The organism is Streptomyces sp. NPDC127097, assembly GCF_042724075.1.
Classification (GTDB): domain Bacteria; phylum Actinomycetota; class Actinomycetes; order Streptomycetales; family Streptomycetaceae; genus Streptomyces.
This window is the reverse complement of record NZ_JBHXFI010000094.1, coordinates 1-20,343: the sequence shown is the minus strand read 5'-3', so window position 1 is coordinate 20,343 and position 20,343 is coordinate 1. Positions and strand designations below refer to the sequence as shown.

General features: G+C 71.1%; 15 protein-coding genes. 7 read left to right on the top strand and 8 right to left on the bottom strand.

What is annotated here, in order from left to right:
- Window positions 1-138: 138 nt before the first annotated feature.
- The gene (secA, locus tag ACFWJW_RS36485) at window positions 139-2,970 is read right to left on the bottom strand and encodes a preprotein translocase subunit SecA (RefSeq protein WP_387249346.1); all 2,832 of its coding nucleotides are present in this window, start codon (window positions 2,968-2,970) and stop codon (window positions 139-141) included.
- 250 nt (window positions 2,971-3,220) lie between these two features.
- Between secA and ACFWJW_RS36480 the strand changes: the two genes are divergently transcribed.
- On the top strand, window positions 3,221-3,853 hold the full coding sequence (locus tag ACFWJW_RS36480; RefSeq protein ID WP_387249344.1) for a GNAT family N-acetyltransferase: 633 nt from the start codon (window positions 3,221-3,223) through the stop codon (window positions 3,851-3,853).
- A gap of 135 nt (window positions 3,854-3,988) precedes the next feature.
- Window positions 3,989-5,215 carry a winged helix-turn-helix domain-containing protein gene (locus tag ACFWJW_RS36475; RefSeq protein WP_387249342.1) on the top strand — a complete coding sequence of 409 codons (1,227 nt, stop codon included), beginning with the start codon at window positions 3,989-3,991 and terminating at the stop codon, window positions 5,213-5,215.
- Between the two features lie 95 nt (window positions 5,216-5,310).
- Here the strand turns inward: ACFWJW_RS36475 and ACFWJW_RS36470 are convergent, their stop codons facing one another.
- The 7 genes from ACFWJW_RS36470 to mtnA form a co-directional block, all read right to left on the bottom strand.
- The gene (locus tag ACFWJW_RS36470) at window positions 5,311-6,072 is read right to left on the bottom strand and encodes a response regulator (protein ID WP_387249338.1); all 762 of its coding nucleotides are present in this window, start codon (window positions 6,070-6,072) and stop codon (window positions 5,311-5,313) included.
- Window positions 6,073-6,305: 233 nt separating this feature from the next.
- Complete coding sequence (hpf, locus tag ACFWJW_RS36465; protein ID WP_042155330.1) at window positions 6,306-6,992, bottom strand: ribosome hibernation-promoting factor, HPF/YfiA family; 687 nt, start codon at window positions 6,990-6,992, stop codon at window positions 6,306-6,308.
- A gap of 294 nt (window positions 6,993-7,286) precedes the next feature.
- Window positions 7,287-8,015 carry a ComF family protein gene (locus ACFWJW_RS36460; protein WP_387249336.1) on the bottom strand — a complete coding sequence of 243 codons (729 nt, stop codon included), beginning with the start codon at window positions 8,013-8,015 and terminating at the stop codon, window positions 7,287-7,289.
- 167 nt (window positions 8,016-8,182) lie between these two features.
- Window positions 8,183-10,066, bottom strand: a complete 1,884-nt coding sequence (locus tag ACFWJW_RS36455) for an LpqB family beta-propeller domain-containing protein (RefSeq protein ID WP_387249334.1) — start codon at window positions 10,064-10,066, stop codon at window positions 8,183-8,185.
- Window positions 10,056-12,104 (bottom strand): MtrAB system histidine kinase MtrB, encoded by a 2,049-nt coding sequence (mtrB, locus tag ACFWJW_RS36450; RefSeq protein ID WP_387249332.1) that lies wholly within the window; start codon window positions 12,102-12,104, stop codon window positions 10,056-10,058. Before mtrB ends, ACFWJW_RS36455 begins: the two co-directional genes overlap by 11 nt.
- 64 nt (window positions 12,105-12,168) lie before the next feature.
- A complete protein-coding gene (gene mtrA / locus ACFWJW_RS36445; RefSeq protein ID WP_042155333.1) occupies window positions 12,169-12,846 on the bottom strand; it encodes a two-component system response regulator MtrA in 678 nt (225 codons plus the stop codon).
- The gene (mtnA, locus tag ACFWJW_RS36440) at window positions 12,843-14,012 is read right to left on the bottom strand and encodes an S-methyl-5-thioribose-1-phosphate isomerase (RefSeq protein ID WP_387249328.1); all 1,170 of its coding nucleotides are present in this window, start codon (window positions 14,010-14,012) and stop codon (window positions 12,843-12,845) included. The genes mtrA and mtnA overlap by 4 nt, the downstream gene beginning before the upstream one ends.
- Before the next feature lie 152 nt (window positions 14,013-14,164).
- Here mtnA and ACFWJW_RS36435 point away from each other — a divergent pair, with 152 nt between their 5' ends.
- From ACFWJW_RS36435 to ACFWJW_RS36415, 5 genes are read left to right on the top strand one after another with little or no spacing between them, the layout of a single operon-like run.
- Window positions 14,165-15,754, top strand: coding sequence for a hypothetical protein (locus ACFWJW_RS36435; protein ID WP_387249326.1), 1,590 nt, complete (start codon window positions 14,165-14,167; stop codon window positions 15,752-15,754).
- Window positions 15,755-15,758: 4 nt separating this feature from the next.
- Complete coding sequence (locus tag ACFWJW_RS36430; protein ID WP_387249324.1) at window positions 15,759-16,451, top strand: DUF4129 domain-containing protein; 693 nt, start codon at window positions 15,759-15,761, stop codon at window positions 16,449-16,451.
- Window positions 16,448-17,677 carry a DUF4350 domain-containing protein gene (locus ACFWJW_RS36425; RefSeq protein WP_387249322.1) on the top strand — a complete coding sequence of 410 codons (1,230 nt, stop codon included), beginning with the start codon at window positions 16,448-16,450 and terminating at the stop codon, window positions 17,675-17,677. The genes ACFWJW_RS36430 and ACFWJW_RS36425 overlap by 4 nt, the downstream gene beginning before the upstream one ends.
- Complete coding sequence (locus tag ACFWJW_RS36420; protein WP_387249320.1) at window positions 17,658-18,623, top strand: AAA family ATPase; 966 nt, start codon at window positions 17,658-17,660, stop codon at window positions 18,621-18,623. Before ACFWJW_RS36425 ends, ACFWJW_RS36420 begins: the two co-directional genes overlap by 20 nt.
- Window positions 18,624-18,632: 9 nt before the next feature.
- Window positions 18,633-19,943, top strand: coding sequence for a DUF58 domain-containing protein (locus tag ACFWJW_RS36415; protein WP_387249318.1), 1,311 nt, complete (start codon window positions 18,633-18,635; stop codon window positions 19,941-19,943).
- Window positions 19,944-20,343: the final 400 nt, after the last annotated feature.

Below are 20,343 nucleotides of genomic sequence, written 5' to 3'. Positions count from 1 at the left end.
GAGGGGGCGGGGCCCACCGGGCCGCCCGTTGGTTCCCGGACACCCCCCGCCTCCCGGCCCCCCCGCCCCGCCCCCGGGCGGGGGCCCCCTCCGCGCCGCGACCCGGGCACCCCGTGCCCGAGCCGCGTCAGCGCTCCGTTACTTCTTGCGGCGGCGCCCGGCGCTCTTCTGCGCCTTGCGCCGCTCGGCGCGGGTCAGACCGTCCGCCTCGGAACGGGCCGGGCCCGCCTCCTCGTCGCTGATGAAGTCGCCCTCGATGACACTGCCGTCGCCGTCCACCTTGGGCGCGGTGAAGTGCAGCCGGTCCGGACGCTGCGGCGCCTCCAGGCCCTTGGCGTGGATCTCCGGGCGTACCGCGGCGGCGGGCACGCCCTCGCCGGCGCCCTTGTCCAGCGCGGCCGGCTCCACCGCTTCCTGCACCGGGACCTCCTCGACCTGCTGCTCGACCTGGACCTCCAGGTTGAACAGGTAGCCGACGGACTCCTCCTTGATGCCCTCCATCATCGCGGTGAACATGTCGAAGCCCTCGCGCTGGTACTCGACCAGCGGGTCCTTCTGGGCCATCGCCCGCAGGCCGATGCCCTCCTGGAGGTAGTCCATCTCGTAGAGGTGCTCACGCCACTTGCGGTCCAGGACGGACAGCACGACCCGGCGCTCCAGCTCCCGCATCACATCCGAGCTGAGCTGCTCCTCACGGGCGGCGTACTGCTTGCGGATGTCGTCCTTGATGGCCTCGGCGATGAACTCGGCGGTGATGCCGGCCCGGTCGCCGGCCTCCTCCTCCAGCTCCTCGATGGTCACCTTGACGGGGTAGAGCTGCTTGAACGCGCCCCACAGGCGGTCCAGGTCCCACTCCTCGGCGAAGCCCTCGACGGTCTCCGCGTGGATGTAGGCGTCGATGGTGTCCTCCATGAAGTGCGTGACCTGCTCCTGCAAGTCCTCGCCCTCCAGGACACGGCGGCGCTCGCCGTAGATGACCTCGCGCTGGCGGTTGAGCACCTCGTCGTACTTCAGGACGTTCTTCCGCGTCTCGAAGTTCTGCTGCTCGACCTGCGACTGGGCGGAGGCGATCGCCCGGGTCACCATCTTGTTCTCGATCGGCACGTCGTCGGGGACGTTGGCCATCGCCATGACGCGCTCGACCATCTGCGCCTTGAACAGCCGCATCAGGTCGTCGCCCAGGGACAGGTAGAACCGCGATTCGCCGGGGTCACCCTGACGGCCGGAACGACCGCGCAGCTGGTTGTCGATCCGCCGCGACTCATGCCGCTCGGTGCCCAGGACGTAGAGCCCGCCGAGCTCCTTGACCTCCTCGAACTCCGCCTTGACCGCGGCCTCCGCGCGCTCCAGGGCGGCGGGCAGCGCGGCCGCCCACTCCTCGACGTGCTCGACCGGGTCCATGCCGCGCTGGCGCAGCTCCGCCTCGGCGAGGTCGTCGGGGTTGCCGCCGAGCTTGATGTCGGTACCACGGCCGGCCATGTTCGTGGCGACCGTCACCGCGCCCTTGCGGCCGGCCTGCGCGATGATCGGCGCCTCACGGTCGTGCTGCTTGGCGTTGAGCACCTCATGGGCGACACCGCGCTTGTTGAGCTGCTGGGAGAGGTACTCGGACTTCTCGACCGAGGTGGTGCCGACCAGGATCGGCTGGCCCTTCCCGTGCTTCTCGACGATGTCCTCGACGACCGCGTCGAACTTCGCGGTCTCGGTGCGGTAGATCAGGTCCGCCTGGTCCACACGGACCATCGGGCGGTTCGTCGGGATCGGGACGACACCGAGCTTGTAGATCTGGTGGAACTCGGCGGCCTCGGTCATGGCCGTACCGGTCATGCCGGAGAGCTTGTCGTAGAGACGGAAGAAGTTCTGGAGGGTGATCGTGGCGAGCGTCTGGTTCTCGTCCTTGATCTCCACCCCTTCCTTCGCCTCGATGGCCTGGTGCATGCCCTCGTTGTAGCGGCGGCCGGCGAGGATACGGCCGGTGTGCTCGTCGACGATCATGACTTCGCCGTCGATGACGACATAGTCCTTGTCGTTCTTGAAGAGCTCCTTGGCCTTGATCGCGTTGTTGAGGTAACCGACGAGCGGGGTGTTCACCGACTCGTACAGGTTGTCGATACCGAGCCAGTCCTCGACCTTGCTGACGCCGGACTCATGGATGCCGACGGTGCGCTTCTTCTCGTCGACGTCGTAGTCGCCGGTCTCCTCGATGCCGCGCTGCGGGTTGGCGGCCTCGCCCCGCTTCAGGCGGCGCACCAACTTGGCGAAGTCGCCGTACCACTTGGTGGCCGAGTCCGCCGGGCCGGAGATGATCAGCGGCGTACGGGCCTCGTCGACGAGGATCGAGTCGACCTCGTCGACGACCGCGAAGTTGTGGCCCCGCTGGACGAGTTCGTCCTGCGACCAGGCCATGTTGTCACGCAGGTAGTCGAAGCCGAACTCGTTGTTCGTGCCGTAGGTGATGTCGCAGTTGTACTGCTCGCGGCGCTGGGCCGGCGTCATGTCGGCGAGGATGCAACCGACGGTCAGGCCCAGGAACTTGTGGACCCGGCCCATCATCTCGGAGTCGCGCTCGGCCAGGTAGTCGTTGACCGTGATCAGGTGGACGCCCTTGCCGGACAGCGCGTTCAGATACGTCGGGAGGGTACCGACCAGGGTCTTGCCCTCACCGGTCTTCATCTCGGCGACGTACCCGAGGTGAAGGGCCGCGCCACCCATCAGCTGGACGTCGTAGTGCCGCTGGCCGAGCACGCGCTTGGCGGCCTCACGGACCGTGGCGAACGCCTCGGGCAGCAGGTCGTCGAGGCTCTCGCCGTCCGCGTAGCGCTCCTTGTACTCATCCGTAAGGGCACGCAGCTCCGCGTCGGAGAGCGCCGCGAAGTCTTCCTCGATGGAATTGACCTGGCCCGCGATGCGGTGCAGTTTGCGCAGGATCTTTCCTTCGCCTGCACGCATGATCTTCGTCAAGACGGACACTTGGGCTGGTCTCCTTGCCGGTCGGGCCTGCACGGTCGAGTGCGCGGGCGCGGCATTTTTCCAAGGGGGCAGGCCCCGCCGCAACGGCCATCGTAAAGGAGGACGCTGCCGGGCCGGGAGGTACGCCGCAGCGAACCCCGCTGTCCCTTCCCCACGTGAACGCACGACGCCGCGAGAAGGTGCCGGACCGGTGCCGGAATCACGCCGAAAACCCGTCGCCATGACTTCGGCGAGCCAGCAGACTCACGTCATGGAGCCCGTCACCCTCACCACCGAGCGCCTCGTGCTGCGCCCTTTCGAACCCTCCGACGCGCCGGCGGTGCACGCCGCGTGCCAGGAGCCCGACATCCCGCGCTGGACGAGCGTCCCCTCACCGTACGGCGTCGCGGATGCGGAACACTTCGTCGGCACGATCGTGCCCGACGGCTGGCGCGACAACACCACCTACAACTTCGCCGTGGTCTCCCGGGCGGACGGCTCCCTGGTGGGCGCGATGGGCCTGGTAAGCCTCGGCCGGCTCCACACCCCCGAACGGCAGGCCGAGCTGGGCTACTGGACCGCCAAGGAGCAGCGCGGCCGCGGGTACACCGTCGAAGCGGGCCGCGCGGTGCTGCGCTGGGCCTTCCGCGAGCTGGGGGTGGAGCGCCTGGAGTGGCACGCGGAGGCCGGCAACGAAGGCTCCCGGGCGGTGGCTCGCAGACTCGGCTTCCATATGGAGGGCACCCTGCGCGCCCATCTGGTGCGCGGAGGCACCCGCCGGGACGTCTGGATCGGCTCCCTGCTCCCGTCCGACCTCGCCGACCTGGCCGGGCAGCCCGGCCCGTCCGGCTCCCTGGGTCCGGCCGCCCGGGACACGACCCCGTATCTGCCGTACCCCGGCTGAGCACCGTCCGGGCACGGGCCGCGCCACGCCCTCCACACCCGCCGCGCCCCCTCCGGCCGGGCCGGGCCACCGTCGCCACCACCAGTCCTCGCAGGTCAGGGGCCATTGTCAGTGCCCACCCCTACGCTTTCCCGCATGACCGCCGTGACGCAGCGAGCACCGCAGCCCCCGCCCGTGACCGCCCTGTCCCGCGACGACGCCCGGCGCATGGCGCTGCGCGCCCAGGGCCTGCTCGGTGCCCCGGACCGCCGGGCGGGGGTGCGCGGGGTGCTGCGGCATCTGGGCGCGGTGCAGCTCGACACCATCTCGGTGCTGGCCCGCTCCCATGAGCTGGTGCCGTACGCCCGGCTCGGTGCCGTCGGCCGCCCCGCCGTCGAGGCCGCCTACTGGACCACGGCTCCTGCCGGCGCGCCTGCGGCACGGCCCCACAGCTTCGAGTACTGGTCGCACGCCGCCTGCATCCTGCCCATCGAGGAGTGGCCGCACTTCGCCTTCCGCCGCCGCGCCCGGCGCGCCAAGGGTCACCGCTGGCATGTCATGGAGGACTCCGAGCGCTCCTGCGCCGCCGTCCTGGACCGCCTGACGGCCGACGGCCCGCTGACCACCTCGGAGCTGGGCGGCGGCCGCAACGGAGGGGAGTGGTGGGACTGGTCCGAGACCAAGATCGCAGTGGAGTGGCTGCTCGACACCGGCCAGGTGGTCTGTACGGAACGCCGCGCCTGGAAGCGCGTCTACGACCTCGCCGAGCGCGCCGTCCCGGATGCCCTGCTGCACGACGATCTGGACGACGCCGAGTGCCTCCGCCGCCTGGTCGCCCAGGCCGGGGCCGCCATGGGCGTCGCCACCCGCGCCGACCTCGCCGACTACCACCGCCTCAAGGCCGAGCAGGTCGATGCCGTCGTCGCGGACTCCGGACTGGTCCCGGTCGAGGTCGAGGGCTGGGGAAAGCCCGCCTGGGCCGACCCCGCCGCACTGGCCGCCCCGCCCCGCGGCCGGCACCGCACGACCCTGCTGTCGCCCTTCGACTCGCTGATCTGGGACCGGCCGCGCACGGAACGGATCTTCGGATTCACCCACCGCCTGGAGGCGTATGTCCCCCGTCCCCGGCGGATACACGGCTATTTCGCGATGCCCCTGCTGGCGGGCGGCCGGCTGATGGGCCGGGTGGACCCGGCCCGCGAGGGCACCACCCTCGTGGCCCGCCAGGTCTCGATGCAGGGCCCCAAGGCGGTCGCCCCGATGGCCCGGGCCCTCCGGGAGGCCGCGGACTGGGTCGGCTGTGACTCCGTACGCGTCGACCGCTGCGACGACGGGAAGCTGGCCGCCGCCCTGCGCTCAGAACTCACCCACATGGGTGACTAGATACCGCCGGCCGACGGCTCCGGGGGCGCACACCGCCCCCGGCCACCGGCACACCGGAGGGCCCGGCGCCGGATCACTCACCCCGGCCGGCCCGCTCAACGGATCTCGAGGATCTTCTCCCGCATCGCGTAGACCACCGCCTCCATCCGGGAGTGCAGCTGAAGCTTCTCCAGGATGTTGCGGACGTGGTTCTTCACCGTGTTCTCGGAGATGAAGAGTTCCTTGGCGATATCGCGGTTGTTCATGCCCGTGGCGACCAGCTTGAGGACCTCCAGCTCACGGTCGGTGAGCCGGGGCGCGGGCACCAGCCTGCGCTCGTCCGTCCGCTGGATCATCGACTTGAACTCCGTCAGGAGCTTGGACGCCATCGACGGGCTGATCTGCGACTGGCCGTCCGCCACGGCGCGGATCGCGGTCGCCACCTCGTCGGTGGAGATCTCCTTGAGGAGATAGCCGGTGGCGCCGGCCTTGATCGCATCGTAGAGATCGGCCTCTTCGTCGCTGATCGTGAGCATGATGATCTTGGCGCTGGGAGCCACTTCCTTGATGGAGGTGCACGCCTCGATCCCACCGCGCTTGGGCATCCGGACATCCATCAGCACGATGTCGGGCAGCAGATCCGCGGCCTTGTCGACCGCCTCCGCGCCGTCCCCCGCCTCGCCGACGACCTGGATGTCCTCCTCCTGGGCCAGAACGATCTCCAGGCCCCGCCGGAAGAGTGCGTGATCATCCACGACCAGGACCCGGATCGGCTCCTTGCGCGGCACGCTTACGGCCCGGCCGGCCCCGTCATCGCCCCCGGCCCCGCTGTGGTCATCATCCGCGGCGTCGCGCACGGGCCCGAAACTGTCCCCCATTGATCCTCCCCGTCAACTACTCGGCCGAGAGGCCGGAGCTTGGAAATAAGGCTGGTTGACAACAGCCCCGTGCGGCCGGCCCGATCAATGCCATACGACTGTCTCCCCGGCTCGTCGCCGTTTCGCGTCCCCGTACTCCCTGGCCGGCACAAACACTATACGGCTTCAACTCCTGCTCTCTCCGGGCACGATGGTGCCCCCGGCGTACGCCGGGGGCACCGAGCGGGTGGGGCTCAGCCGCCCAGCGCGCCGCCTGCGCCGCCGGGCTCCTCCTCCCCGAACAAGTCGGGGTTCAAGTGGATGACTCCGTAGTCGTATGCGTGCCGCCGGTAGACGACGCTCGGCAGCTTGGTGTCGGCGTCGACGAAGAGGTAGAAGTCGTGTCCGACCAACTCCATCTCGTTGAGCGCCTGGTCGAGATGCATCGGCGCGGCCGAGTGGGTCTTCTCGCGGACGATCAGGGGCCCTTCACCCTGGACGTCGATCGACCCCATCCTGGTGGTCGGCACCTTCTGCTCGGCCTCGGCGGCGAGTTCGCCGTTGGTGTTCAGGCTTGCGGCGTCGGGCACGGTGACCGCGACTTCACTCGCCGGAATGCGGCCGTTGCCGCGACGCGAGTAGCGCTTGTCGTGCTGCTTCCGCAGACGCGCCTCGAGCTTGGCGGTTGCCAGATCCAGCGCGGCGTACGGGTCGGCTGCGGCCGCCTCGGCCCGGACCACCGGGCCACGGGAGCGAAGGGTGATCTCCACTCGGTCGGAACGGTCGGCCTGCCGCGGGTTGGGCTCCTTGGACACCTCGACGTCCAGGCTGATCACCTTGGCGTCGAGCTTCTGGACTTTGTCCAGCTTCAGCTTCTCGGCCACGTGCTTGCGGAACCGCTCGGGCACCTCGGTCTTGCGGCCCTTGACGACGATGTCCACGCAGAACTCCGTTCCCGGATCGCTCCGCTCTTCAAGCGGAGCAATTCCTTCTTGCACCAGGCTCCGGTGGTTGCCGAAGCCTCGGACTTGGCGACTTTCACCTCCTCCTCCCCCGACGACAAGCTCTCCACTCCCCCCGTTTTCAGGGTCGCCGAAAAAGCCCCTGAACGCATTGATCGCGACATTCGAGGCAAAACACTCGCCAAGTCCTCACAACCGAACATAGCTCTCCCGGACGGATGTCGGCACCCCCTCGGAGCCGTCGGCTCCATTTGGGTGACTTTTCCTCCCCGGCTACCTGCGTCGTGGTAATGCCTCGCTTCGCGCCCCGTTGAACTCGAAAGCACTGCTCGGCGCCGCCACCACCGCGGCTCCGGCCACCCGTCCGCCGGCCGCCGTGACCGCCCGCGCCGCCTCGGCGAGCGTGGCCCCCGTCGTCACCAGGTCGTCCACCAGCACCGCTGGCTGCGCCGTCAGCAGCCTTTCCGCCCCGGCCCGCACCTCCAGTGCACCGGCGACATTCGCCAGCCGCTGCCGGGCGCTCAGCCCCGCCTGGTCGGCCACCGCGCGACGCTGCCGCAGCACCGCCAGCACCCGGGCACCCCGTCCCGCCCGCCGCAGCTCCCCGGCCGCCGCCAGCGCGATCCTGCGCACCGGATCGTGCCCGCGCCCCGCCACCGATCTTCGTGCCGACGGCACGGGCACCAGCAGCAGCGGTCCGCCGCCGGCCCGCAGCCCCCGCACGGCCCCGGCCAGCACCGCCCCCAGCGGCCCGGCCAGCCGCAGGGCACCCCGCTCCTTGTGTGCCAGCAGCACCGCCCGCGCCTCGTCGGCGTACGGCGTCGCCGCCCGCACCCGGGGCAGTCCCACGGGCTCCGGCCACGGTCGTACCCGCCGCGCCCCGCGCCCGTCCCGCGCCAGCACCCGACGGCATTCGGCACACAGTTCCGTACGCGGCCGACCACACCCCGCACAGTCGACCGGCAGCACGAGACCGGCCAGTTCGCGCCACACCCCCTGCATGACTCCACTGTCCCGCCGTTCCCGCCCGGCCACCACCCCTGTGGATAACCGCGGCCGCGGTCCACGTGGATCAGCCGCACGGAGGCGTCACGGCAGGCCGGGCCCGCCGCACTCCCCGGCCCCGCGCTCACCTCGTCCGCGGCGTACCGGGGCCCGCGCCCTCCGCGTCACCCGGGATAGACCGGCGCCGTCCCGTCCTTCGCCACGGTCTTCCAGTTCGCGTCCAGGGGCAGCCGCACGATGCCCTCCGTGGCGTCGGCGATCAGTGGCCTGGCCTCGTCCTCCGAAGCGGCCACCGACTTGACACCGTTGACGCCGGGCAGCGTCTGCGCGTTGGACGCCGAACCATCGGTCTCCATGAACCGCATCTGCTGCACCCCGCCGGACTCCCGTCCGACCACCACCAGCCGGCTGCCGCCGGCCCAGGACGCGGCCACCACGTCCTCCAACTGCGGTGCGATCGGACGCAGTTCCTGCACGGAGAGCTCCGGATGCGCCGAACTTCCGCCCCGCTCCACCCGGCCGAGCTGGAGCGTCGTACGCCCCTTGTCCTCCACCAGGAGCGCGATCCGGATCCCGTCCGCGGCCACCTTGATCGCCTTGATCCGCCGCCCGTCGAGGCCGGGCACCGCCACCTCTTCGGGGTCGCCCTTGCCCTCGCGCATCCGCAGCAGCCGCGAGCCGTGCGCGGCGCCGTCCGCGATCCACAGATCGCCCAGCCCGTCCCAGCTCGGCGCGGTCAGTCCCCCGTCGGCGCCCTTGGCCGGGCCGGAGCTGGTCAGCAGCGGCTCACCGCGTTTGACCTCGTCCTCCATACCGGCCACATACAGCGACCGGCCGTCGCTCGACACCCCGGCCACGGTGTCCTCACCGCGCGAGACGGCGATCGAGCGCAGCGGGGTGTGGCCCGTTCCGAACGGTCCGCGCACCGGCGTCGGTTCGGTCGCGGAGTCCGACATGGCGACGACCTTGTTATCGGCGTCGATGAAGTACTCCTTGTCGGCGCGTCCGGTGCCGGGGGACGGGGAGAAGTCGCGCTCGGCCTGCTCCTGGGACAGCTCACACAGCGAGTTGCCGCTGTTGTCCTGGAGCTCCACCTCGCTGACCTTCGAAGCCCGCGTCTTGTCCTGGACGGTGAAGAAGAGCTGAGCCGCCATCCGCTTGCACTGGGCGGTGTCCGTGCTCACCGCCTGCTTGCTGAGCTTGACCCGCAGCGCGTTGGAGTCGTCCAGCGCCAGATCGCTCGCGGCGAGCCGGGTGCCGGACGGGAACGCCGAAGTCGTCACCTGATTCAGCCAGTCGGTGGGCCCGGACAGCAGCGCCTCCACACTGGCCGTGATCGGCTTTATCCGCTGCCGCAGATAGACCGGGTCCGCGACGAGCACGTTCCGGCTCGCCTTCGGCTCCTGCGACTCCGACTGGTAGGAGGCGAAGTAGTACTTGTTGACCGAACGGTAGATGCGCTGGAAGTCGGACAGCCCGAGCACCAGCCCGTTGGGCAGCCGGTCGATACGCCACTGTCCGCCCTCCTTGATGAGGTGGATCGTCCGGCGGTACGGCTTCTCCTCCGGCGTATAGGCGTGGCTGTCGTCCACCGTCGCCACCTGGCTGCCGGAGAGCGTGACCGTGTAGCCGTTGGCGTCCTCGCGGTTGGGCTGCGTCTTCGGCTCCGCCTTCGGACGCTCCTGGAGCACATTGGTGGCCTGGAACGGCCGCCAGGTCCGCTTCGCCGACTTGGCCAGATACTGGGTGGCCGTACGGAAATCCGCCTCGTCGCTGGTGGTCGCGTCGAGGAAGCTGCGCACGATGTTCGTGGGCTGGGCCCCGTCCTGCGGGGGCACGCCGTAGACCCGGACCTGCGACTCCCCTTCGGAGCGCGGCGACTGGTCGACCGAGGTGACCTCCCCGCCGTCCGGCATCGACGCGCAGCCGGCCAGCAGCACCGCCGCACAGCCGAGCAGCAGAAACTTCCGCGCCGGCCCGGCTCCCCTGCGCGCACGGGGGCGGGACCCGGTGCCCTCCCCGCGCTCGCCTCCGCGCTCAGTGTCCACGCAGCCCGCCTTCCCGCTCCACGCCCTGTCCTGCTTCCTGCTCGGCCCCGCTCTCGCGGACCGACTCGTCGGTGCGCGCGCTGTCGCCACGCGCCGCCGCTTCGCTCCGTACGCCCCCGGTCTGCGGCACCACCCGGGAACCACTGCCGGGCAGCGCCGTCGGATCGGCCTCCGGGCGGGCCGCCTTGGGCTCCGGTACGGGGGAGGCCGCGTCACCCTGCGCGGCACGTGTCTGCACGGGGATCGTGGACGCCTTGCGGCCCGATCCGGCACGCGGCTGCCCGCTCTCGTCCAGTCCGCGGTGGCGCCGCGAGTCCTCCGGCTCCAGCGGGATCGGGGATCCGCGCAGCGTCTCGCCGGCCGTCCGCGGCAGCGTCAGCCGGAACTGCGAGCCACCGCCCGGCTCGCCCCATGCCTGGAGCCAGCCGCCGTGCAGCCGGGCGTCCTCGACGGCGATCGACAGGCCGAGTCCGGTACCGCCGGTCGTACGGGCCCGGGCCGGATCCGCGCGCCAGAAACGGTTGAAGACCCGGGTGGCCTCGCCGGGCTTGAGGCCGACACCGTAGTCACGTACGGCGACGGCCACCGCGCCGCCGCTCTTGCCGCCCGCGGACGCCAGCCGCACGACCACATCGCGGCCCTCGCCGTGCTCGACGGCGTTGACGACGAGATTGCGCAGCACCCGCTCCACCCGGCGGGGATCGGCCTCGGCGATGACGGGCTGTTCGGCGCCGCGCACCAGGATGCGGGTGCCCTTGCGCTCGGCGAGCGGCTCGGCGCCTTCGATGACGCGGTGCACCACATCGCGCAGATCGACCGGCTCGGCCTCCAGCGCGGCCGCACCGGCGTCGAACCGGCTGATCTCCAGCAGCTCCGCGAGCAGCGATTCGAAGCGGTCGAGCTGGCCGCGCAGCAGCTCGGCGGAGCGCGCGGTGGCGGGATCGAACTCGTCCCGCGCGTCATGGATGACGTCTGCCGCCATCCGTACGGTCGTCAGCGGCGTCCGCAGCTCGTGCGAGACATCGGAGACGAAGCGGCGCTGCATCCGGGACAGCTCCTCCAGCTGCTGGATCTTGACCTGGAGGTTCTGCGCCATCTTGTTGAAGGACTCACCGAGCCGGGCGATGTCGTCCTCGCCGGTGACCTTCATCCGTTCCTGGAGCAGGCCGGCGGCCAGCCGCTCGGAGATCCCCGCGGCCATCCGTACGGGCGTGACGACCTGCCGGACCACCAGCCAGGCGATCGCGCCGAGCAGGATCACGACGAACACCCCGGCGGTCGCGAGGGTCCCCGTCACGAGCTTGAGCGACTCCTCTTCCTGGGTGAACGGGAAGAGGTAGTAGAGCTGGTACTGATTGCTGTTCGCGTCGTTGAGCCGCTTGCCGATGATGAGCGCCGAATCACCGTCGTCCGACCCGATGCGCTTGATCTGGGTGTACTGGCGGAAGGTCCCGGCCTTGGTGTCCAGCTTCCGCCGCAGGTCGGCGGGCACACTCCGCTCGGGATCGACATCACCGGAGGCGCGCGGCCCACGGGTGCCGGGGCTGGAGTCGCCGAACGGTTCGTCGGAGTCGGAGCTGAGCGCCACGACGGAGAAGACGCCCTGGCCACCACTGGCGAGCTGTTCGACCAGGCCGGTCAGCCAGGTCGCGGAGTCCTGGGTGCCGCGGTTGCCGGTGCGGGCGCCCTCGTCGGACCGGGTGTCGTCGGCGCCGTCCGCCATCTTCTGGGCGACGCTGAAGCCGCCCGCGGCCTGGCTCTGCGCGGCCTGGGCCTTGGCCGTGAGCAGGCCGTTACGGACCTGCCCGACGACCACGACACCGAGCAGCAGCACCACGGCGAGCGACATCAGCAGGGTGGTCGCCACCACGCGCAGCTGGATGTTGCGGCGCCACAGCCGCAGGGCGGGCAGCAGCGGCCGCCGCACCCAGCGGCTGAAGAGCCGCAGCAGGGGGTGGACCGGCCCGCTCACCGCGCCGTCGGGCAGCAACTGCCCACCGCGCAGCAACCAGGCCAGCAACCTACCCGAAAAGGACATATCACCCGCCGGGCCGACGGTGCGCCCCCGCTTTCCCTCCGGGGTCGAACCGTCCCGGGTCATCTCAGCTGGGCCCGGCCTTGTAGCCGACCCCGCGCACGGTCACCACGATCTCCGGCCGCTCCGGGTCCTTCTCGACCTTGGAGCGCAGCCGCTGCACATGGACATTGACCAGCCGGGTGTCGGCGGCGTGCCGATAGCCCCAGACCTGCTCGAGCAGCACCTCACGCGTGAACACCTGCCACGGCTTACGCGCCAGCGCCACCAGCAGATCGAACTCCAGCGGGGTCAGCGCGATCGACTGCCCGTCCCGCTTCACCGAGTGGCCGGCCACGTCGATGACCAGGTCACCGATCGCCAGCTGCTCGGGTGTGGGCTCCTCCGAACGCCGCAGCCGCGCCCGGATCCGGGCCACCAGCTCCTTGGGCTTGAACGGCTTGACGATGTAGTCGTCCGCGCCCGACTCGAGCCCGACCACCACATCCACGGTGTCGCTCTTGGCGGTCAGCATGACGATCGGCACCCCGGACTCGGCCCGGATCAGCCGACAGACCTCGATACCGTCCCGTCCGGGCAGCATCAGGTCGAGCAGCACAAGATCGGGCTTGGTCTCACGGAAGGCCGCAAGGGCCTTGTCACCGTCCGACACGAACGACGGCTCAAAACCTTCGCCGCGCAGCACGATGCCGAGCATCTCTGCCAGTGCGGTGTCGTCGTCGACGACCAGGACGCGTCCCTTCATTCGGCCATCATCCCATTACCTGATCGTGACTTACTCCATCGTGACGTGGAACACACCTCTGCCAGCCCGTCCCGGGTCACCGGACACACCACTCCCGCCTCCGTGACGATCGCCGTCACCAGCTCCGGCGGAGTGACGTCGAAGGCCGGGTTGTAGGCCAGTGAGCCCAGCGGCGCCACCGGTATGCCGGTGCCGGCCTCCGCCCCGGGCCCCTGCGCAAACGGCAACGAGAACTCCGTCACTTCCTGGCCCGGACGCTGCTCCACCTCGATATCCGCCCCCTCCTCGGTCTCCAGATCCACCGTGCTGGTCGGTGCCACCACCACGAACGGAACGTGGTGGTACCGCGCCAGCACCGCCAGCGGATAGCTGCCGATCTTGTTGGCCACCGACCCGTCCGCCGCGATCCGGTCCGCACCGATCAGCACCGCGTCCACCTCACCCCCGGCGAACAGCGAACCCGCCGCACCGTCCGAGAGCACGGTGTACGCCATACCCGCCCGCGACGCCTCGTAGGCGGTCAGCCGCGCGCCCTGCAACAGCGGCCGCGTCTCGTCCACCCACAGCCGGCGCAGCTCACCGGACCGGTGTGCCGCCAGCGCCACGGCCAGGGCGGTGCCCTCGCCCCCGGACACCAGGGCACCCGTATTGCAGTGCGTGAGGATCCGGTGACCGCCGCCCGGCAGCAGCTCGCCCAGCAGCGCCAGCCCGTGCTGCGCCATCCGGGTGCTGGCCTCGATGTCCTCGGCGTGCACGGCCCGCGCCTCGGCCAGCGCCGCGGCCGCCCCGGCCTGAGCCCCGCCCTCGGCGAACGCCGCGCGGTACGCGCCGCCCGCCCGCCGCACGCCGTACCCCAGATTGACCGCGGTCGGCCGCGCCTGCGCCAGCGCCTCCACCGCCTCCTCCACGTCGAAGCCGCGTGCCGCGGCCAGCGCGACGCCATACGCACCCGCGATGCCCAGCAGCGGCGCCCCGCGCACGGCCAGCGTCCGGATCGCCTGCACCAGCGCCGGAACGTCCGTGCAGACCAGCTCGACCTCCTCCGCCGGCAGCCGCGTCTGATCAAGCAGGACCAATACGGGCCCCTCCGGCGGCTCCTCCCAACGCAACGACGGAATCGTGAGCGCCCCGGCGCCCGTCTCGGATACCTCGTACTGATCGCCCATTCACTCAGTCTGACGCCGATCGCCCCTCGAACAGAAGGTCCCCTCGTACTCCGGGCCCTGGTACACAACGCCGGTGGCCATGACACGATGACTGCCACCGCGGACCCCGGATCCCCGCCGCCCCGGCGGACGGGCAGCAAGAAGGAGCGACGATGAACAACTCTCCGGGCTGGGCCTCGCCCGGATCCACTCCCTCCGACGAGCCGGCCCGCGGCACCCAGGAGCAGCCCGCCCAGGCAGACCCGGCCGGCCCGGCCGGGCAGTCCTCCCCACCGAACTGGTCCAAGGAACAGCCGCCCGCCGGCCAGTGGTCGGCCCCCGCCGGCATCCCCGCTCAGAGCGGCCCGCACGGACGGCCTGACCAGGGCACGCCCGGCGACCGCACCCGTGCCACCGGGCCCGGATACGGCGGGCCCGGCTGGGGCGGCGCTCCGGGCCCGGGCACGCAGCCTCCCTGGGGCGGCGCCTGGGTCCCGACGCCCCAGGCCGCCAAGCCCGGCGTCATCCCCCTGCGTCCCCTCGCCGTCGGCGAGATACTCGACGGCGCGGTCGCCACCATGCGCGCCCACTGGCGCACCGTCCTCGGCATCTCGCTGATCGTCGCGGTGGTCGCACAGACCGCCGTCACCGTGGTCACCGGCCTGTGGTTCCAGGACGCCGGCCGCGAGCCCGCCCTGTCGCGCGAAAACCTGCCGCCGCTCCGCGAATCCATGCGTCAGCTGGGCAATTCGCTCGCCGCCACCGGCATCACCTCGGTGATCGGTCTGCTCGCCACCCTCATCGCCACGGGGCTGCTCACCATGGTCGTGAGCCGTGCCGTCCTGGGCCGCTCGGTGACCGCCGGGGATGCCTGGCGCGACGCACGCCCCCAACTCCCGCGCCTGCTCGGCCTGCTCGTCCTGCTCCCCTTGGCCCTCACGGCCATCCTCGCGGTCGGTGTGGCGCCCGGCGTCCTCCTCATCGCCTCGGGCTCCGCGGAGGCAGGGCTGCTTCTCACCCTGTTCGGCGGAATGGCCGCCGCCGTGGTGACCATCTGGCTGTGGGTCCGCTACAGCCTCGCCTCCCCCGCGCTGATGCTGGAGAAGCAGGGCGTCATCACCGCGCTGCGCCGGTCCGCGAAGCTCGTACGGGGCGCCTGGTGGCGAGTGCTGGGCACCCAGCTCCTCACCTACCTCCTGATCGGCATCGTCGAGTTCATCATCCAGATCCCGGCCACCCTCGTCGCCTTCCTGGTCGGTGGCGAGAGCCTCATGGACTGGGCGAACGGCACCAGCAGCACCACCGGCTGGTCGTTCCTGATCGTGCTGGGCATCGGAGCCGTCATCAGCTCCACCATCACCTTCCCGATCAGCGCCGGCATCACCGCGCTCCTGTACATGGACCAGCGCATCCGCCGCGAGGCACTCGACCTCGAACTCGCCCGCGCCGCGGGCCTCCCCGGCTACGGCGCCGACGCCCCCACCCCGCACCCGGCACCCCCCGCTCCCGCTGCCACGGGTCCGGCCCAGGGTTACGCACCGGCGGCGGCCGCCCCGACCGCCACTGACACACCGGCAGACAGCGCGCCGTCCGACAGCTCCGCCACGGACAACACCGCGGCAGCCAGCTCCGAGACGGGCGACGCCGGCACGGAGACCACCGAGCCAGGCACCACGCCCACGGCCGCCACGGACGCCCCGGCCAAGACCACCAAGGCCGAAGGCCCCGGGCAAGACCCCGACAACGCCACTCCGGGAAGCTGATGCGGTGACCACAGGGGGGAACGGGGCCGCGCTCGAACGACTCATGGCGCGCCCCGACGACGACATACCGGTGCGGACTCCGCGCCTCCCCGCCCGGGAGGCGGCCGAGCGCGAGCTGTCCGATCCGCGGTACCACCAGCACGACCCCAACCCGGTCCAGCGTGCCCTCGACTGGCTCTGGCAACGCGTCAACGAACTCTTCAGCGCGGCCGCCGACGCCACACCGGGTGGCTGGATCGGGATCCTCGTCATCGCGGCCTTCGTCCTGCTGCTCCTGGTCGCCCTCCGGCTTCGGCTCGGCGCGGTGCGCCGCACCCCGACCACCAGCGGCGCGCTCTTCTCCGACACCCCCCGCACCGCCGCCGCACACCGAGCGGCCGCCGACCGGCACGCCGCCGAGGGCCACTGGAACCAGGCGATCCAGGACCGCATGCGCGCCCTCGTCCTCGCCCTCGAAGAACGGACCCTGCTCACCCCCGGCCCGGGCCGCACCGCCGACGAGGCGGCCACCGAGGCGGGTTGGGCACTTCCCGCGTACGCCGGCCGGCTGCGTACCGCGGCACGCACCTTCGACGACGTCACATACGGCGGCCGCCCCGGCACGGAACCGGCGTACGCCCTTCTGACCAGCCTCGACACCGACCTGCAACACGCCAAGCCCGACCTGGCCACCACCCCGACCAGGAGCCGCGGATGACCACGGCAGCCCCGGACGCCTCCGCGCTCCCGCCCACCGTTCGCAGCCTGTGGACCCGGTCCCGCGGACCGCTGCTCGCGCTCCTGCTGCTCGTCATCAGCGGCATGGTGATCGCGGCCCTTCAGTCCGGCGAACAGCACGGGCGGCTCGACCCCCGATCCGCCGACCGGACCGGAAGCCGGGCCCTCGCCCAACTCCTGGCCTCTCACGGCGTCTCCACCCGGGTCGTGACCACTTCCGAGGAAGCCGCGGCGGCGGCCGGCCCCGGCACCACACTCCTCGTCACCCGCCCCGACATGCTGACGCAAGATCAGCTGACGGGCCTGCACACCGCGACCGCCCACACCCCCGGTCGCACCGTCCTCCTCACCCCCGACTCCTCGTCCCTCGAAACCTTCGCCCCCGGCGTCCGGACGGATTCGCCGGCCAGCCTCGCTGCCCGCCGGCCCGCGTGTTCCCTCCCGGAGGCCCGACGCGCGGGTAACGCCTTTCTGGGCGGCCGCAGTTACACCACGTCCGTCCAAGGCGCCGATCGCTGCTACCTCAGCGGCAACCAGCCCACTCTGCTGCGTCTGCCGGCCCCCCGCACCGGCCGCGACACCGTGCTCCTCGGCTCCCCCGACTTCCTCTACAACCACCACCTCGCCGAGCACGGCAACGCCTCGCTGGCCCTCCAACTCCTCGGTACGCACAAGCATCTGGTCTGGTACCTCCCCTCCATGAGCGACCCGTCCGCTGCTCAGGACAAAGAGCGCGGCTTCCTCGATCTCATCCCGTCCGGCTGGTACTGGGCCCTGCTCCAACTCACCTTCGCCGCCGTGCTCGCGGCCGTGTGGCGCGCCCGTCGTCTCGGCCCGCTGGTGCCGGAAAGGCTCCCGGTCACCGTCCCTGCCGCCGAGACCACCGAGGGCCACGCCCGCCTCTACGAGCAGGCCAATGCCCGCGACCGGGCCTCGGCCGTGCTGCGCTCCGCGACCCGCACACGACTCGCTCCCCTCATCGGCGTGTCCCCGACACACGCCCACACCCCCGACGTCCTTCTCCCGGCCCTTCACGCCCACTTGACCTCCGCCCCCGGCGTCGACGCAGACCTTCACCACCTGCTCTTTGGCCCGGCCCCCGCGGACGACAAGGCCCTGGTCCACCTGGCCGACCAACTCGACGCACTCGAATCCTCGATCGTTTCCCAAGAGAGGCACGCCCCTCGTGAGCACCCCGACCGCTGACCGCGCCCGAGCCTCCCTGGAGGAGCTGCGCACCGAGATAGCCAAGGCCGTTGTAGGCCAGGACCCCGCCGTCACCGGCTTGGTCGTCGCCCTCCTCTGCCGCGGTCACGTGCTGCTCGAAGGTGCCCCCGGAGTCGCCAAGACCCTGCTCGTTCGCGCCCTGTCGGCCGCTCTCGAACTCGACACCAAGCGCGTCCAGTTCACCCCTGACCTGATGCCGAGCGATGTCACCGGCTCGCTGGTCTACGACACCCGCAGCGCCGAGTTCTCCTTCCAGCCGGGTCCCGTCTTCACCAACCTGCTGCTCGCCGACGAGATCAACCGGACGCCTCCCAAAACCCAGGCGTCCCTGCTCGAAGCGATGGAAGAGCGCCAGGTGACCGTCGACGGCACAGCCCGTCCCCTCCCCGAGCCGTTCCTGGTGGCCGCCACCCAGAACCCCGTGGAATACGAGGGCACTTACCCGCTCCCCGAGGCCCAGCTCGACCGCTTCCTGCTGAAGCTGACCGTGCCGCTCCCCGCCCGCCACGACGAGATCGACATCCTCACCCGGCACGCGGCCGGCTTCAGTCCCCGCGACCTCGGTGCCGCGGGACTGCGCCCGGTCGCCTCCACCGCTGACCTCGACGCTGCGCGAGACGCGGTCGCCAAGACCACTGTCTCCCCCGAAGTAACCGGCTATATCGTCGATATCTGCCGTGCCACCCGCGAATCCCCCTCGCTCTCTCTCGGCGTCTCCCCCCGAGGCGCCACCGCCCTGCTCTCCACGTCACGAGCCTGGGCCTGGCTCACCGGCCGGGACTATGTCACCCCTGACGACGTCAAGGCGCTTGCTCTTCCCACGCTCCGACATCGCGTCCAGCTCCGCCCCGAAGCGGAGATGGAGGGAGTCACCGCAGACTCCGTGATCAACGCCGTGCTCGCTCATCTCCCCGTCCCCCGCTGAGACGACACCGTGGCCCTCACCGGACGCACCGCCCTCATCTCCGCATGCGGAGCCCTCTTCGTCGGCTTCGTGCTGCCCAGCTGGCTCGGCATCCTCACCGTCCAACTCGCCCTGCTGATAGCAATCTTGTGCGATCTCGCGCTCGCCGCGCCAGTGCGAAAGCTCCATTTCACCCGAACCGGTGACACAACTGTTCGACTAGCAGGCGAAGCCCACACACACCTCACGCTCACCAATCCGAGCCGCCGCACCCTGCGCGCCCAGATCCGTGACGCCTGGCCCCCGAGCACTTTCCACCCCGGTTCGGACATCCCCGCATCCCGCCACACCGTGCGCATCCCCGCCGCCGAACGCCGCCGCCTCACCACCAAGCTCCACCCCACCCGCCGCGGTGACCACCACGCGGTCCGCGTCACCGTCCGCTCCTATGGCCCGCTCGGCCTGGCAGCCCGGCAGGGAAGCCACCACGTCCCCTGGACGCTGCGCGTCCTCCCGCCCTTCACCAGCCGCAAGCACCTCCCCGCCAAGCTCGCCCGGCTCCGCGAACTCGACGGCCGCACCAGCATCCTGACCCGCGGCGAGGGCACCGAATTCGACAGCCTCCGCGACTACACGCACGGCGACGACACCCGCTCCATCGACTGGCGCGCCACCGCACGCCGGCAGAACCTCGCCGTACGCACCTGGCGCCCTGAGCGCGACCGCCGCATCCTGCTCGTCCTGGAGACCGGCCGTACCTCGGCGGGCCGCGTCGGCGACATCCCCCGCCTCGATGCCTCCATGGACGCCGCCCTGCTGCTCGGCGCCCTTGCCGCCCGAGCGGGTGACCGCGTGGATCTGCTCGCCTACGACCGCCGCATACGCGCTTCGGTCCAGGGCCGCACGGCCCGCGACCTCCTCCCGGCCCTGACCGAAGCCCTGGCTCCCCTCGAATCCGAACTGGTCGAGGCGGATGCCCGCGGCCTGGCCGCCACCATCCACCGCCGCACCCCGCGCCGGTCCCTGATCGTGCTCTTCACCGGCCTGGACGCGGCCCCCGTGGAGGAGGCCCTCCTGCCCGTCCTCCCCAGCCTCACCCAACGCAACGAACTCATCGTCGCGGCCGTGGCCGACCCCCGCATCGAGGAAATGGCCGCCGGCCGCCACACCCCCCAGGCCGTCTACGCAGCCGCCGCCGCGGAACAAACCCGCGCCGCCCGCCGCCGCACCGCAGACCGCCTCCGCCACCACGGCATCACGGTCATCGACTCCACCCCGTCCCGCCTGGCCCCCGACCTGGCCGACGCCTACCTCACCCTGAAGTCCTCCGGCCGTCTGTAGAGACCGGCTCCTTCCTCACCCTCGGCCCTCTACGTCCGAGACGGAGCCCGCAGGCATCTCTGCCGGATACATGGCATGGCAGGGGCATGCCGTCACACGGTGGGCGACAACGCCCTACTGGGGGCGACCAACACCTCAAGGCTCCACTACAGGCCGTGGAAGAACCCTGCTAGGGAATGCCAATGAAGGTCTGCTGCCGGCAGAGAGCGTCAGCCACGCCTCTCTGCCGGCAACCGATGGGGCTGACCAAGCCAGGGCCACCAGGCATCCCTCTCCCACCCACCAGTCGATTGACTTCCATCCCTCCGGAAACGCGAAAAAGCCCCCCGGGAACTTTCGTTCCCGAGGGGCTTCCTCTAAAAATTGTTCGGCGGCGTCCTACTCTCCCACAGGGTCCCCC